Raw genomic sequence first — 14708 nt, 5'->3', positions numbered from 1 at the left:
ACCGGTCGAAGCTCTGTGTTTTCTCGATCAGACTCCGACCCTCGTGACAACCTGACTTTCTCTGCTAACGCCTCTGCTTGAACTAATACAAGCACAATTGTTTTATGCGAAAGCGGCGTTGTACTCACCATGCGCCACAGTATCGAGATTCGACCGGCGGCTCTCGGAGACACAGGATGAGCAGCGACGGGCGCCAGTCGACAGCGGCCGCGGCCGAGGCGACGCGTCCAGCCGACTACGGGACGCTGTACGTGGTTGGCATCGGGCCGGGCCTCCCCCACGACATGACCCAGCGGGCGAAAGACGTCATCCAGACCGCCGACTGCATCATCGCCTCGAACCTCTATCAGGAGTTCCTGCGGAAAGACGGGACGCTTCCGCCCCAGTCCGCCGAACTCGACGGCGAAACCGACGACGGCGAAATCGCCGATGAGGAAGGGACCGTGCTGGAGCGACCCGACGGCAGCCGCCAGACGCTCATCCGGTCGTCGATGGGCAAGCAGGTCGAACTCGCCCGCGAGGCCTTCGAGCGGGTCCGTGCCGGCGAGGACATCGCCCACGTCTCCGGCGGCGACCCGAACGTCTACGGGAAGTCCGACCTCCTCTTTACGATGGCCGACGCCGACGACGCCGACGACGTGCCAATCGAAATCGTCCCCGGCGTGACCGCAGCGCTGTCGGGGGCGGCGAACCTCGGAGCGCCGCTGTCGAACGATTTCTGTACCATCTCGCTGTCCGACAAGTGGCGCGGCTGGGACGAAATCGAGGAAAAGCTCCGGGCGGCCGCGATTAGCGGCTTCGTCGTCGTCCTCTACAACTGCTGGCGCGACTACGAGCGGGCCGTCGACGTGTTGCGGGAGGAACGAGCCGACGACGTGCCTGCCGCTATCGTCAACGACTCCGGTCGCGGCGAGGCCGGCCGCAACCTCGACGACGAAACGGAGACCATCACGACGCTTGGCGACCTGCCCGACCACGACGACAAGGTCGGCGGCATGGGTTCGTCCATCGTCGTCGGCACTCACGAGACCGAAGTGTGGCGCAACGACTACCAGGAGTTCCTCGTCACCCCGCGCGGCGGGCGTGACGTCGACGATTTCTGACAATGAGTACTGACAACACCACAGACGCGAGTACAGAGACGGAATCGAAATGCGGCGCAAGCGAGACGCGAAGCCCCTCGGAAAGCGCGAGCGGCAACGCCGCGAGCGAAGCGGAAGCAGAGCCCGACACCGGCTCCAAGTGCGGCGCGAGCTCGGCAAGCTCGTCCACAGAAACGACGCCGGACGCGGGCGACGACACGACTTCCAAGTGCGGGGCGTCGTCCTCCTCCGATTCGTCGTCGAGCGGTAGCTCCTGTGGCGCGTCCGCCTCCAGCGACTCGGAGGAAGAGGAGGAAGTCGGTGCGACGGTCGACGACTTCGACGCCGAGCCGGGCCAGCTCATCGCCGTCGGTCTCGGTCCCGGCCAGCCTGAAGGGATGACCGCCCGCGCTCGCTCCGCACTGCTCGACGCCGAACACATCGTCGGCTACACCACCTACGTCGAACTCCTGCCCGACGAAGTAACTGAACAGGCCGAGGACATCTACAACACGCCGATGTGCGGCGAGGTGTCCCGAACGGAGGAGGCTATCGACCGCGCGCTGGCGGGCAACGACGTGGCCATTATCGGCAGCGGCGACCCGAACGTGTACGCGCTGGCCGGCCTCGCGCTGGAGATCATCGAATCGAAGGGCGCGACGGCGACGATGCTCGATTTCGACGTGGTGCCCGGCGTCCCGGCGGCTCAGTCCTGTGCGGCCCGCGTGGGCGCGCCGCTGGTCAACGACACCGTCTCCATCTCGCTGTCGGACCACCTCACCGACATGCCGACCATCGAGTCGCGGCTCCACGCCGCCGCCAAGGAGGGCTTTACCATCACCATCTACAACCCCTGGAGCCGCAAGCGCCGGGACAACTACGAGAAGTGCTGTGAAATCCTGCTGGAGCACCGCGACCCCGAGACGCCCGTCGGCGTCGTCCACGCCGCCGGCCGCGAGGACGAGCAGGTCGAAATCGTCGAACTCGGCGACCTGCCTGACCTGGGCGAGACCGACCTCGTGGACATGACTACGACCCTGCTGGTGGGCAACGAGGACACCTACGTCTGGGACGACCGGATGGTGACCCCGCGGGGCTACGAGACCAAGTACGACTACTGATGTACCGCATCACAATCGACCGCGACGCCTGCGACGGCGTGTTCGCCTGCCTCGTCCGGGACGACCGCTTCGTCGAGGACAGCGAGGGGCTGGCTGCCATCGAGACGGACGACGAGCACGCGGTGACGGCCACCTTCGACGACGACCGGCGAGACGACGCCGAGCAGGCCGCCGCGGCCTGTCCGCTGGACGCGATTCACGTGGAGTCCGTCGAGGAGGACGCAGGGGCAGTCGACGCGCCGGCGACTGACACCGAGGAGGTCCAGCCATGAGCGTCGAAACCGGTGCGCCGAACGATATGCTCGCGGCCCACCCCGAGACGGCGTACTTCTGGGGGCGGGTCGCCGGTGACGGCGAGTGCGAGGACGGCTGTGTCACGGTTCGAACGAACGACGAGACGGCCGCCCGGCGACTGGCCTCCATTGCCGGCGCGGAGCGGGCCGACCGCCGAATCGTCGAGCGTGCGTACGCTCACGACACCTCGATAACACGCACAGAAGAGGAGTTCACGGTGCAGGTCGTCGGCGGCCTCGCGGACCGCGCCAGCGCCGCACTCGGACTCCCCTTCGACGGCGATTCGGGCGGCTACCGCTTCGACGCGCTGGCCGACTACGACCGCCAGCTCCTCCGGGGGTTGCTGGAGGGCTGTGGCACGGTGTGTTTCAAGTCCGACGACGACGCCGTCGGCATCTCCTTCGTCCACAGCGACGAGCGCCTGCTCCGGACGATTCAGACGTTGCTGGACCGCTGTCCGGTCGACGCGCCCTACGACGACCTCTCGGAAACCTCGTCGGGCTACTGGTTCGGCGTCGACGACGACGCGGCACCTGCCCTCGGCGACTGGCTGTACGAGGGCAGCGAGGAAACGGGGCTGTTCGCGCCCAGCCGGCGGCGCAAGCTCCGGAAGAGCATCGAACGAGTCCGATAATGAGCGAGGCTATCAGCGCACCCGAGACGCTGGACGACGAGGCAGTGTTGCTCGTCGGCCACGGCTCCCGCCGCGAGAAGTCCAATGAACAGGTCCGCGACCTCGCGGTCGAACTGGAGGGACGGCTCGGCATCCCGGTCGACGCGGCCTTCCTCGAACTCGCGGAGCCGGCCATCGACGACGCCATCGCGGGACTGGCCGGTGCAGTCTCGCAGGTGTCGGTGGTCCACCTCTCCCTGTTCGCCGCCAGCCACGTCAAAAACGACGTGCCCCTGGCCGTCGAGCAGGCCCGCGAGGCCCACCCCGAACTGACCATCAACAACGGCGCACATCTGGGCGTCCACCCGGCGTTGCTGGACCTGCTGGACGACCGCGCGGCCGCTGTCGAGGCCGAACTGGGCGTCGACCGCGAGGCCGACGAGGTAGCCGCCGTCGTCTGTGCCCGCGGCTCCAGCGACCCGGACGCCAACGCCGACGTGCACAAACTCGCCCGCCTGCTGTACGAGGGTCGCGAGTTCTCGCGGGTCGAGGCCTCCTTTATCGGCGTCACCGAGCCGCTGCTCGACGAGACGCTGCACGACATCGCCAAGACCCGCCCCGACGCCGTCGTCGTCATCCCGTACATGCTCGGCGACGGCGTGCTGACCGGCCGCATCAAGGACGGCGCACGCGAGTTCGACGACGAGTACCCCTACGTCGACGCCGCGCCGGGCGAACCGCTCGGGACCGATACGCGCCTGCTGGACGTGCTCGGCGACCGCTGGCAGGAGGCGCGAACGGGGAGCGTCGAGATGTCCTGTGACACCTGCAAGTACAAGGTCGAACTCGACGGCTACGAGGAGGATCAGGGCGGCGCGCGGGCGATGCTCCGGGCGCTGACCCACCAGGCCGAACACGCCGACCGCGAGAACGTCGACGACGACCCGCACGTCCACGACGCCCCGGAAAAGCACGTTGCCGTCTGCACGAACCAGACCTGCGCGCAGGACGGCGCGCCGGCGGTCCTCGAACGACTGCGTCAGGCCGCCCGCGACAGCGACCAGTGCGACGCCCGCATCACGCGGTCGTCGTGTCTCGGCCGCTGTGGCGAGGGGCCGATGGTCGCCGTCTACCCCGACGGCGTCTGGTACGGCGGCGTCGAAGATGAGGACGCCGCCGACATCGTCTCCTCACATCTGGACCGTGACCGCATCGTAAGCGAACTTGTCGACCAGACGCTTTGAGACTTCCACCACTACTACACCCATGAGCTGCTACGAAATCGAGGCCCTCCGACTGGGCCTCATGAACGTTCTCGGTACCGAAGACGACCACGCCCGCCAGCACGCCGAACAGGAGCTGGAGGGCCACATGACCGGCCCTATTGAGGCGCTGGCCGGCGCGGAGACGCTGGCCGCCATTGAGCGCCACCTCGACGCGGCGCTCGTGGACCTCGAAGAAGAGATCGCCGCGACTGACGAGGATGACCCCGAATACGACTACCTCCGGGGCCGACTCGTTGCCGTCCGCGACGCCGAGCGGGCGGTGTCACGCATCACCATGCAGGGCGAGGATGTCCTCGCCGGGCTCGGTGAGGCCCACGACGTGCTCCATGAGGCCTTCCCGGTCGATGAGTAGCCAGCGCACCCCGACCGTCGACCTCGGTGACGTGGCCCCGGCTCGTTCGCGCCACCAGGGTCGCCGTTCGGCGGTCACGCTGACCGACGGGCTGGCGGTTGTTGGGACTTCTGACGGGGACTTGCAGGCGTTCGACGTGTCAGCGGATTCCGGCCCGCCACACCGGCGCTGGCAGTACGAGACGGATGGCGAACCGAGTGTCGTCGCGGCGGTGCCCTTCGACGGCGGTGTCGTCGTCGGCGAGCGTAGCGCCCGCGGCGAGATCCGCTGTCACGACGCCGACGGAGACCTGCAATGGCGGTACGAAACCCGGACGGACCTCGGTGAAGCCCAGCAGGAGACGCGCTTCCTGCTGCCGTTCGTCGCCAGCCTCGCCACCGACAGTGACCGGCTCTACGCCGCCGCCCGGCGGTACGAACGCCGAACCGACGACGACGGAAACGACCTGCGCCACTTCGAGAGTGTCGTCTACGCCTTCGGACCTGACGGAACCATCGACTGGACGTACCGAACCGACGGCTCCCCCATCTCGCTCGACGCCGACGAGAACCGCGTCGCTGTCGCGTACAACCGCTGTCCCGGCGACCACCAGCACGGCCTCGTCGTCCTCGACGCCGACGACGGCGACCCGCGCTGGATGTGGGACCCCGGAACCGACGGCCAGCGCCGCGTCGGCGATGTGTCGCTGCTCGACGGGGGCGCTGTCGTCTCCAGCCACGGCGACTACTGTGGCTACCGACTCGACAGCGGCGGTCGGGAACGCTGGCGCGTTCCGCTGGCGACGCCGACCGACGTGGCCGGCGACACCGTCTACGCGTACCCGAACCACGTCCACACGTCGGGCGAGGGAGCGGTGTTCGTTACCGGCAACACCTACCCCGAGGACGGCCGCGAGACGGACGCCCGCCATCCGAACGAACACACCGCCGCTGGTCTCTCACTCGATGGCGACCGTCGCTGGGACGCGCCCGTCGGCGGCTTCGCCAGCGGTCTGGGGACCGACGGCTCGGTGCTGGCCGTTCCCGGCGCGCAGAACTTCCGGGACCGCGACGCCGACGACCACGCACTTCGGCTGTTCGATGTCGCAGACGGCCCCGTCGACACGCTGGACACCGACGGCGTTGTGACGGCGGCCGCAGTCTCCGACGGGACCGCCGTCGCTGTCGAAGAGCCGGTCGTCTACCATGACGAGGGTCGGGAGCGCGGCGCGTATCGGCTGCATCGAGTCGGGACAGCGAAGCCCTGTCGCTGACGCACTGACGTGCCAATCTGGACCGGCAGCGGTCCGGAAAATGCTTTTTGAGGTAGACGCGCTCTCCCCGGTTTGGCTCCGATTACTGTGTTATGTGGTGTCAAACTAACCATCCACCAGTCGTAGCGTCTCGGTATGGGAGCCCAGTATGGCCGATAACACAGATCCTGACCACGAGGAGGCACAGTCGGAGGCGGACGCCGAAGCCGACGACGACAGCGCCGCCGATCACCCTACAGAGCGCGAGCGGGAGTTCGCACAGATGCAGCGACGGCTCAACGAGCGGGAGATGGGTCTCGACCAGCGAAGTGCGGAACTCGACCGGCGCGAAGAGAAAATTGACGCCCGCGAGGACGAACTCGACCGACGAGAGACGGAACTGGACGAGCGGGAGTACCAGCTCGATGAACGCGAAGCCGCGATTGAGGACCGCGAGACCGACCTCGACGAGCGTGAGGCCGAACTGACAGAGTACGACGCGCAGCTTTCCGAGCGCGCCGCGGACCTCGACGAGCACGAGGAGACGCTGCACACCTACCTTTCGGGGCAGATGGCGGATGTCGAGGCGGCGGTCACCGAGACGATGCACGACGCGCTGGACCGGTACGAGGCGGACCGGGCGGCTGGTCGGTTCGGCCAGACCGGCACGATGCTCGTCGGGCTGGCCGGCGTGGCGCTCGTCGTCGCCGGTATCGGGTTCGGCGCACTGGCATCGGCCGGCACGGCCCCGTTCAGCGTCGGCGGGACGACGGCGGACCTCGCTATCGCCGCCGTCGTCGCTATCGTCGGGCTGGCGCTGAACCTCGGGACGGTTGCGGGAAAAATCTGAGCCGCGTCGTTGTCAGTCTGCTGTCGCGGGATAGTCCAAGTCGTCCGTGACCGGGGTCTCACTGTCTCCGAGCCAGGTGTGAACACCAGCGATGGTGGCCCACAGCACTAGCTGGCCGAACACGACTGTCCAGCGGTAGGCCGCGACGAGCGCGGCAGGAACGTCGCCGTGGACCGGGTTCGCGGGCGCGAGTGCGACCGGAACCGCGAGCAGCGCGAGCGGCAGCGCCGTGGCTCCGAGTCGAACAGCGGTGTGGCGGTGTTCTGTCCGCTGATACGCAAGCCCGGCAAGCACTGCGACCAGCGCCCCCAGCGTCATCAGGCCGGCGTACCAGGCCAGGCGCGTCTCCGTTCCGAGCGCCTGCTCGACGCCCGGCGGCTGTGGCGGCAAGACGAGCCACGGCGCGCCGGAGACGGTGAGAAAGCCGGCTCCCGCGAGCGCGAGCCGTTTCGTCGCCCCGGAACCGGGGATCGCCGGCTCGAGGAAGAAGTACGCCATGCCGAAGACGGCGATGCCGAACAGCAGGCCCCAGAGGACGCCGCCGCCGATGCTGGCGACGGTCGTCGTGAGTCCGGAGACGACGGGGCCACCCCCGCCGTGGCTGTGTTCGAACGTCTCCAGCCCGGCGGTGAAGGCGTTCCCGACCGTCGCGACGAACAGGCCGTAGACCAGCCCACCCGCCACGCCGGCCGCCGCGCCGCGTTCGAGGTAGTTAGTCGCCATCAGTGACAGGTGATGCCGGCGCTGTGTCGGAAGTTGTGCAGTGAGTCGTGCAGCATCGGGTCCTGCACGAACAGCAGCGTGAAGCCGAGCGCCGCCACCAGCGCAACGGCGATGGCGACCTGTGGGCCGGTCAGCGACGCTCTGGCGCGTTCGATACGGTCGTGCACGCTGTCCGTTGCGCGTGCAGTGTCAGTGTCGTCCTGCATTGAAATCTCATTTGTCTTAAGAACAAGTAAGATTGTAAAACTTCCGCCTGACACTGTTTCGGGGGACTATCGTTCGCTGGCGGCGGCGTCGACGCGCTCGGCGGTCAGCGCGTCCAGCGGGACGACCGCTGCGTCTGTTTCCTCTGCAACGAGGTCGAGCAATCCAGCACGCCCCTCTTCACCAGCATTCACGACAACGGTCCGGTCGGCTGCTTCACCAAGCGTCCGCGCCGCGGTTCTGGTCGCTTCGACCGGGCTCCCGTCGGCGGTGTTCGCCCGGCCGTCAGTCACGACAACGACGACGCCGGCGTCCGGGTCCGCCCGGTCGAGGACCTCGCGAGTGGCTGTCAGTCCGTCCGGCAGCGGCGTCCGGTCACCGGTCGGGAGGTCCTTCAGATGTCGGGCCGCCAGCGAGACGCTGTCGGTCGGCGGCAGGACCACGTCCGCGCCCTTGCCGGCGAACGTCACGAACGCCACGCCGTCGCGTGCCTGATAGGCGTCTTTCAGCAGTTCGAGAACAGTGCCCTTCGCCGCGCGCATCGCCGGCCGCATCGACGCGCTCGCGTCGACGGCGAACACGACCAGCGTCTCGGCGTCGCCTGCGCGAACTGACTTTCGGAGGTCTCGCGACTCGACGCGGTCGCTCCCGCGGCTGGCTGCTGCTCGGACCGACGCTGCAGCGTCGACCTCGTCGTCGCGGCCGGCGCGCTCGGTGCGGACCGTTGCGCCGCGCTTCGTTCCCGTCGCGCTCGCACGGCCGCTTGCACTCCCGCCGTCCGTGTCCACTGTCGGGGCGTCCACGTCGGGTGCGCCGCTGTCGCCGACTGCGGCCCGGGACTGGCCCGGCACCAGCGGGGTGGCGTTTTCGGGCTCGTCGGACTGGTCGGAGTCTCCTTCCTCACCGTCGCCTCCAGCCTCCCCTTCGCTGTCGCCGGCCTCTCTTTCCTGTCGCTCGCCGTCGCTGTCGGCCGAGGCGGGCGTCGGCTGCTCGCCGCGCTCGCCCGACTCACTCTCGCCGTCCTCCCCGGAGTCTCCGCTGTCGTCCGGCCGCTGTTCCTGCTGTTCGGTTTCGTCGTCGGCCTCGCCGTCACTGCCGTCATCCGCTGACTCGCCGCCTGCCTCCTCGCCGTCTGTCTCGTCTCCTTCCTGTCCGCTCTCTGTAGATTCTTCCCCGTTTTCGCCCTCGTCGTCATCGAAGTGGTCGTCGAGCACGTCGTCCACGTCCGGCGCGTCCTCGAACGGCCGGGAGGTGAGCCGATGGGGCAGCGCGAACTCGGCGGCGCGCTCGATGTCTGATTCGAGTACCGTCGTCCGACCGTCGAGCGCGGCAAAGGTCCGGGCCGCCCGCGCGGTGGCGATGTCGCCGCGGTGACCGTCGAGGCCCGCGTCCCGGCAGAGCTCGGCGATCTCCTCGCGGAACTCGCGGGCGAGGTCGACCTCCGGGAGAAGCTCGCGGGCGGTCCGCAGTCGCTCGCCGGGTGCGCGGTCGGCGTTGGTCTGTGCCTCCTCGTCACCGCCCTCGCTGAGCGCCCGGTCGATGATGGCGACCCGGTCGTCGAGGTCGTCGCACGCGCTGACCTCGGTCTGGAGCGCGAAGCGGTCCCGCAGCTGCGGGCGGAGGTCGCCCTCCTCGGGGTTCATCGTCCCGACGAGCGTGAACTCGGCGGGGTGCGTGACGGTGACGCCGTCGCGCTCGACGCGGTTCACTCCGCTCGCAGCGGCATCGAGCAGCACGTCCACGAGGTGGTCGTCGAGCAGGTTCACCTCGTCGACGTAGAGGATGCCGCGGTTCGCGCGGGCCAGCAGGCCGGGGTCGAACTCGTGGTCGCCGTCCAGCGCGTCCGCCACCGAGAGCGTGCCGACGACGCGGTCCCGCGTCGCGCCCAGCGGGAGCGTAACCAGCGGGACCGGCCGCGTCTCGACTGGCGGGTCCGCCCGCGACCGGCAGTCCTCGCACTGTGCGTCGGGGCGGTCGGGCGGACAGCCGTAGGGGCAGTCCGCGACCGCCCGCTGCTTGGGGAGCAAGTCAGCGAGGGCGCGCACCGCCGTCGACTTCGCCGTGCCCTTCTCGCCGCGGACCAGCAGGCCGTCGAGGTCGTTGTCCGTCGCGACCGCGAGCAGCCCCTCTTTCAGGTCTCGCTGGCCCACCACGGACGCGAAGGAGACCCCCTGCGAAGCTTTTTTGCCCGCGCCGAATACAACCATACTTGTATTAGTACAAACGGAGATTTAATAACGTTATGCCACAGCTAGGACTCTACACCGCGACGGAGAACGAACTCGGGACCGTCCAGCGGGCCGCGGGCGAGGTCGAGGCCGACCTCGTCGTGCGCTCGGAGAGCGACCTCGACGACGAGCCGGCGGTCGAGGCGTTCGTCGACGAACTGACCGACGCCGACGCCGTCGTCCTCTGGCTCCACGGGGCCGAGGACAGCATGCCCGGCTACGAGATGGCCGTCGAGCGCCTGCGCGAGGCCGGCGTCCCGCTCGTGGTGAAAGCGACGGGCGACGCCTTCGCCTTCGAGGACACGTCGGTCCCCGACGAGCACCGCGAGACCGTCTACGAGTACTTGGAGAAAGGCGGCGCGAAAAACGTCGCCAACTGCGCCCGCTACCTCGTCGCGCAGTACGGCGACGCCGACCCATCCTACGACGACCCGGTGACGCTCCCGACGGAGGGGGTGTACCATCCCGACCATCCGGGCGCGAACATCGAGGACCTGCGGGCGACGTTCGACCCCGCGAAGCCGACCGTCGCCGTGTGGTTCTACGAGTCTCACTGGACCCACGAGAACACCCGGTACGTCGACGCGCAGGTCCGGGCCATCGAGGCCCAGGGCGCGAACGCGCTCCCGATATTCTGCGAGCCGGCGACCGACGCCGAGGGCCAGTGGAACGCCGAGCAGGTCACCGAGGAGTGGCTGCTGGACGAGGACGGCAATCCACTCGTCGACGCCGTCTGCTCGTCGTTCATGTTCTCGCTGTCGATGGACGAGCGCGGCCGCAGCGCGGACGACGAGGGCCAGAGCGCAGAGGACGTGTTCCTCGACAAGCTCGGCGTCCCCGTCATCCAGACGGTGACGACGATGCGCTCCCGCTCGCGGTACGACGCCAGCGACACGGGCGTGATGGGCTTCGAACTCGCGCTCTCGGTCGCGCTCCCGGAGTTCGACGGCAACGTCATCACCCACCCCATCTCGGGCAAGGAGCGCACCGAGGACGACGCCGACATCGGGAGCGCGCCGAAACAGCACTTCCCCATCGAGGACCGCGTCGACCACGTCGCCCGCCTCGTGGTCAACTGGGCCGAACTGCGCCACACCCCGAACGACGAGAAGAACGTGGCCGTCGTCCTCCACAACTACCCGCCCAGCGACGACGGCATCGGGACGGCCTTCGGGCTGGACTCGCCCGAGAGCACGGTGAACCTGCTGGAGGAACTGGACGCTCGCGGCTACGACCTCGGGAACACGATGCCCGACAGCGGCCAGTCGCTCGTCGAACGCCTCACCGCCCAACTGACACTCGACGACCGCTGGGTCGCTCCGGAGGATGTGCGCGAACTGAGCGTCGACACCGTCTCACCCGCCCAGTACGGTGAGTGGTTCGAGGGACTCGACGCCGACTTCCGCGAGAACGTCGTCGAGGAGTGGGGCGACCCGCCCGAGCGCCCGTTCGCCATCCCCGGCGTCGAGTTCGGCAACGTCCTCGTCACGGTCCAGCCCCCGCGCGGGTTCGGCATGGACCCCTCGAAGGTGTACCACGACTCGGACCTCCAGCCACCCCACGACTACGTCGCGTTCTACCGCTGGCTCCGAAACAGCTACGAGACCGACGCCGTCGTCCACCTCGGGACTCACGGCAGTCTGGAGTGGCTCCCCGGCAAGACCGTCGGACTCGACGGCGAGAGCGCGCCCGACCAGCTCGTCGACGACATCCCGAACGTCTACCCCTACATCGTCAACAACCCCGGCGAGGGGACCCAGGCCAAGCGCCGGTCCTACGCCGCCATCGTCGACTACCTGACGCCGGTGATGGCCAACGCCGGCACCTATGACGACCTGGCCGACCTGGAGGAACTGGCCGACCGCTACCGCGAGGCGGGCATGGAGGACGCCCGCACCGACGACGGCGAGCACCTCGCAGAACAGATCCGCGCGACCGTGGACGAACTGGACCTCGCCGTGGAACTCGGGATTGCGGGCGAGATCGACGAGAAGGCCGACGTGCGCGGTCCCGATGAAGCCGGGTCGACCCTTGCGGAAGGTGCTGTGGAAGGCGAGGACCTCGACATCGATGCCCTCGTCGAGCGCGTCCACGAGTACTTGACCGACGTGAAGACGACCCAGATACGCAAAGGCTTGCACACGATGGGTGAGCCGCCGGCCGACGACCGGCTCGTCGACTATCTGGTCGCGCTCACGCGCCTGGAGAACCCCGGCGCGCCGTCGCTTCGCGAGAGCGTCGCAGGCGTTCTCGGCGTCGACTACGACAAACTGCGCAACGCCCCCGGCGAGTACGACGAGGCGCTGGGGATGACCTACGCCGAGGCCGCCGACCGCGTCCACGAGACGAGCAAAGACCTCGTCCGAACGCTCGCCGAGCACGACTTCGACGTGCCCGAGAGTGAACTCGAAGACAGCGACTCCGAGGTGAACATGAACCTCCTCGTGGTCGACATCGAACCGCTCGGCGACGCCCGCGTGCGGTCGGGTGCACACGACGACCTGCGCGAGGCGCTCGCGTACATCTGCGAGGAGGCCGCCCCGCGGGTGGCCGGCGCGGCCGACGAAATTCCCCGCACCGCCGACGCGCTGGCCGGCGAGTACGTCCCGCCCGGCGGCTCCGGCGCGCCGACCCGCGGCGGCGTCGACCTGCTCCCCACCGCCCGGAACTTCTACACGCTCGACCCGCGGAAGGTCCCGGCCAAGACGGCCTGGGACGTGGGCCGCGAGGTCGCATCCGGCGTGGTCGACCGCCACGAGAGCGACGAGGGCGAGTATCCCGAGGAGATCGGGGTCGTGGTCTGGGGGACGCCAACCGTCCGCACGCGCGGCGAGACCATCGCGCAGGTACTCGCGCTGATGGGCGTCGAACCGGTCTGGTCCGACGCCGGCCGCGTCGAGGACGTGGAGCCGATTCCTCTCGACGAACTGGGCCGCCCGCGCATCGACGTGACGACGCGCGTCTCCGGCCTGTTCCGGGACGCCTTCCCGGCGGCGGCGGGGGTCGTCCACGACGCCGTCGACGCCGTCGTCGACCTCGACGAGCCACACGAGATGAACTACGTCAAGAAGCACGTCGAAGCGGAGACCGACGACCTCGTGGCCGACGGCATGGACGAGGGCGACGCCCGCAGCGCCGCGACACAGCGCGTGTTCACGACGCGACCCGGCGGCTACGGCGCGGGCACGAACAAGGCCGTCGACGAGGGCAACTGGGACGACCGCTCGGACCTCGCCGACGTGTACGTCCAGTGGGGCGGCTACGCGATGGGGTCGCGCGGCCGCGTCAGCGAGGCCCACGAGTCCTTCGAACGCCGACTCTCGTCGGTCGACGCGACGGTCAAGATCGAGGACACCGCCGAACAGGACGAGTTCGACTCCTCGGACTGGTACGCCTTCCACGGCGGATTCATCTCCGCCGTGACGGAGATCGCCGGCGAGGAACCGAACTCCTACGTCGGCGATTCGTCGGACCCCGACAACGTCGACGTGTACACCAACGGGGAGAAGGTGCGCAAGGCGATGCGCGCCCGCGTGCTCAACCCCTCGTGGCTCGACTCGATGGAGGAACACGGCTACAAGGGCGCTGGCGACCTCTCGACGACGGTCGACGTGGTGCTGGGCTGGGACGCCACCACCGGCGTCGTCAGCGACACGCTGTGGGACGACGTGGCCGAGCGCTACGCCTTCGACGAAGAGCGGCAAGACTGGCTCCGCGACGTGAACCCTTGGGCGCTGGACTCCATCACCGATACGCTGTTGGAGGCTATCGACCGCGGCCTCTGGGATGCCGACGACGAGACCCGCGACCAGCTCAGGGACTTGAACCTGGAAGTGGATGGCGACCTCGAAGCGCGCAACAGCGGTCCAGAACGGACGGAGGTGACCTCGGATGACGACTGATGGCGCGACGCCGGAGGGGTCGCGAGACGGAGGCGGTGAAACCGCCGACGCAGACGACGCGACAGACGGCACGAACAGCGAGGACGACTTCGAGGAGTACGCCGACCTCGGCGCGACGACGGAGAACGCGATGGACATCGCCGAGACCTCGATGGACCGCGTGCGCGAACTCGTCCCTGACGAGACGCTCGCCGACCGCATCCGCCAGAAGTCGGTCCACGCGACCGGGGACCCCGAGTTCCAGCACCTCGTCCGCTTCACCGGCGCGGACGACGACGAACCGGTCCGCGCGGGTGCGCGCGCCGTGCTGGACGAACAGCCAATCGTCACCGACATCACGATGGTGAAAGCGGGTATCACCGGCCGCGGCCACGACTGCCCGGTTCGGAAGGCCATCGGCAACGGCGCGGAACTGGCCGCCGAGACGGGCATGACCCGGACGGCCGCGTCCGTGCTGGAACTCGACAGGGAAGGCGTCTACGACGGCGCTATCGCCGTCGTGGGCAATGCGCCGACCGCGGCGCTCGCGCTGGCGGACTGCATCGAGGACGGCACGCGCCCGGCGGTCGTCGTCGCCACGCCGGTCGGCTTCGTGAAGGCCGCCGAGAGCCGACAGCGGCTCCGCGAAGTCGCGGCCGAGTACGGCGTTCCGGCCATCACGAACGTCGGCCGCCGCGGCGGGAGCGGGCTGGCCGCCGGCCTGACGAACGAACTGGTGCACGTCGCAAGTGACGTACGCGAGGGGGAGGTTGATCTATGACCACTCCCTCGGGAAGAGTGAGCGGGGAGGAACGACCCGCGAGCCGCGAGGGCGAGGTCGCT

Annotated in this window: 13 protein-coding genes; 10 read left to right on the top strand and 3 right to left on the bottom strand. The window is 68.8% G+C overall.

What is annotated here, in order from left to right; all coding sequences use genetic code 11:
- Positions 1-176: 176 nt before the first annotated feature.
- The 8 genes from AMS69_RS02925 (at position 177) to AMS69_RS02890 (ending at position 6829) form a co-directional block, all read left to right on the top strand.
- On the top strand, positions 177-1103 hold the full coding sequence (locus tag AMS69_RS02925) for a precorrin-3B C(17)-methyltransferase (protein ID WP_053966597.1): 927 nt from the start codon (positions 177-179) through the stop codon (positions 1101-1103).
- 2 nt (positions 1104-1105) lie between these two features.
- On the top strand, positions 1106-2203 hold the full coding sequence (gene cobJ, locus AMS69_RS02920; protein ID WP_053966596.1) for a precorrin-3B C(17)-methyltransferase: 1098 nt from the start codon (positions 1106-1108) through the stop codon (positions 2201-2203).
- A complete protein-coding gene (locus AMS69_RS02915) occupies positions 2203-2475 on the top strand; it encodes a ferredoxin (RefSeq protein WP_053966595.1) in 273 nt (90 codons plus the stop codon). The genes cobJ and AMS69_RS02915 overlap by 1 nt, the downstream gene beginning before the upstream one ends.
- Positions 2472-3131 carry a hypothetical protein gene (locus AMS69_RS02910; RefSeq protein WP_053966594.1) on the top strand — a complete coding sequence of 220 codons (660 nt, stop codon included), beginning with the start codon at positions 2472-2474 and terminating at the stop codon, positions 3129-3131. Before AMS69_RS02915 ends, AMS69_RS02910 begins: the two co-directional genes overlap by 4 nt.
- Positions 3131-4354, top strand: a complete 1224-nt coding sequence (locus AMS69_RS02905) for a CbiX/SirB N-terminal domain-containing protein (protein WP_053966593.1) — start codon at positions 3131-3133, stop codon at positions 4352-4354. The genes AMS69_RS02910 and AMS69_RS02905 overlap by 1 nt, the downstream gene beginning before the upstream one ends.
- A gap of 22 nt (positions 4355-4376) precedes the next feature.
- Positions 4377-4748: a DUF3209 family protein gene (locus tag AMS69_RS02900; RefSeq protein WP_053966592.1), complete on the top strand. Its 372-nt coding sequence runs from the start codon at positions 4377-4379 to the stop codon at positions 4746-4748.
- Positions 4741-6000, top strand: coding sequence for an outer membrane protein assembly factor BamB family protein (locus AMS69_RS02895; protein ID WP_053966591.1), 1260 nt, complete (start codon positions 4741-4743; stop codon positions 5998-6000). Before AMS69_RS02900 ends, AMS69_RS02895 begins: the two co-directional genes overlap by 8 nt.
- A 148-nt stretch (positions 6001-6148) precedes the next feature.
- The gene (locus AMS69_RS02890; RefSeq protein WP_053966590.1) at positions 6149-6829 is read left to right on the top strand and encodes a DUF3552 domain-containing protein; all 681 of its coding nucleotides are present in this window, start codon (positions 6149-6151) and stop codon (positions 6827-6829) included.
- Between the two features lie 12 nt (positions 6830-6841).
- Here AMS69_RS02890 and AMS69_RS02885 read toward each other — a convergent pair whose 3' ends face one another.
- The 3 genes from AMS69_RS02885 to AMS69_RS02875 all read right to left on the bottom strand — a co-directional run bounded on the left by AMS69_RS02885 (position 6842) and on the right by AMS69_RS02875 (position 9963).
- Positions 6842-7552: a CbtA family protein gene (locus tag AMS69_RS02885; RefSeq protein WP_053966589.1), complete on the bottom strand. Its 711-nt coding sequence runs from the start codon at positions 7550-7552 to the stop codon at positions 6842-6844.
- A complete protein-coding gene (locus AMS69_RS02880) occupies positions 7552-7758 on the bottom strand; it encodes a CbtB domain-containing protein (RefSeq protein WP_053966588.1) in 207 nt (68 codons plus the stop codon). Before AMS69_RS02880 ends, AMS69_RS02885 begins: the two co-directional genes overlap by 1 nt.
- Positions 7759-7824: 66 nt before the next feature.
- On the bottom strand, positions 7825-9963 hold the full coding sequence (locus AMS69_RS02875; protein ID WP_053966587.1) for a VWA domain-containing protein: 2139 nt from the start codon (positions 9961-9963) through the stop codon (positions 7825-7827).
- Positions 9964-9998: 35 nt separating this feature from the next.
- On the opposite strand from AMS69_RS02875, the gene cobN reads away from it, so the two are divergent.
- Together cobN and AMS69_RS02865 are read left to right on the top strand one after the other, a co-directional pair.
- On the top strand, positions 9999-13886 hold the full coding sequence (gene cobN / locus AMS69_RS02870) for a cobaltochelatase subunit CobN (RefSeq protein WP_053966586.1): 3888 nt from the start codon (positions 9999-10001) through the stop codon (positions 13884-13886).
- Positions 13876-14646: a precorrin-8X methylmutase gene (locus tag AMS69_RS02865; protein ID WP_053966585.1), complete on the top strand. Its 771-nt coding sequence runs from the start codon at positions 13876-13878 to the stop codon at positions 14644-14646. The genes cobN and AMS69_RS02865 overlap by 11 nt, the downstream gene beginning before the upstream one ends.
- The last annotated feature ends 62 nt before the right edge of the window (positions 14647-14708 follow it).

It is taken from the genome of Haloarcula rubripromontorii (assembly GCF_001280425.1).
Taxonomy (GTDB): domain Archaea; phylum Halobacteriota; class Halobacteria; order Halobacteriales; family Haloarculaceae; genus Haloarcula; species Haloarcula rubripromontorii.
This window is presented reverse-complemented; position numbering and strand designations above follow the sequence as displayed.

Bases quoted from the DNA above. Each gene is read 5' to 3' on its own strand.
- AMS69_RS02880 (WP_053966588.1), bottom strand. From the start codon at position 7,758: ATGCAGGACGACACTGACACTGCACGCGCAACGGACAGCGTGCACGAC.
- AMS69_RS02900 (WP_053966592.1), top strand. From the start codon at position 4,377: ATGAGCTGCTACGAAATCGAGGCCCTCCGACTGGGCCTCATGAACGTT.
- AMS69_RS02925 (WP_053966597.1), top strand. From the start codon at position 177: ATGAGCAGCGACGGGCGCCAGTCGACAGCGGCCGCGGCCGAGGCGACG.
- cobN (WP_053966586.1), top strand. From the start codon at position 9,999: ATGCCACAGCTAGGACTCTACACCGCGACGGAGAACGAACTCGGGACC.
- AMS69_RS02915 (WP_053966595.1), top strand. From the start codon at position 2,203: ATGTACCGCATCACAATCGACCGCGACGCCTGCGACGGCGTGTTCGCC.
- AMS69_RS02905 (WP_053966593.1), top strand. From the start codon at position 3,131: ATGAGCGAGGCTATCAGCGCACCCGAGACGCTGGACGACGAGGCAGTG.
- AMS69_RS02910 (WP_053966594.1), top strand. From the start codon at position 2,472: ATGAGCGTCGAAACCGGTGCGCCGAACGATATGCTCGCGGCCCACCCC.
- AMS69_RS02885 (WP_053966589.1), bottom strand. From the start codon at position 7,552: ATGGCGACTAACTACCTCGAACGCGGCGCGGCGGCCGGCGTGGCGGGT.
- AMS69_RS02895 (WP_053966591.1), top strand. From the start codon at position 4,741: ATGAGTAGCCAGCGCACCCCGACCGTCGACCTCGGTGACGTGGCCCCG.
- AMS69_RS02890 (WP_053966590.1), top strand. From the start codon at position 6,149: ATGGCCGATAACACAGATCCTGACCACGAGGAGGCACAGTCGGAGGCG.
- AMS69_RS02875 (WP_053966587.1), bottom strand. From the start codon at position 9,963: ATGGTTGTATTCGGCGCGGGCAAAAAAGCTTCGCAGGGGGTCTCCTTC.
- cobJ (WP_053966596.1), top strand. From the start codon at position 1,106: ATGAGTACTGACAACACCACAGACGCGAGTACAGAGACGGAATCGAAA.
- AMS69_RS02865 (WP_053966585.1), top strand. From the start codon at position 13,876: ATGACGACTGATGGCGCGACGCCGGAGGGGTCGCGAGACGGAGGCGGT.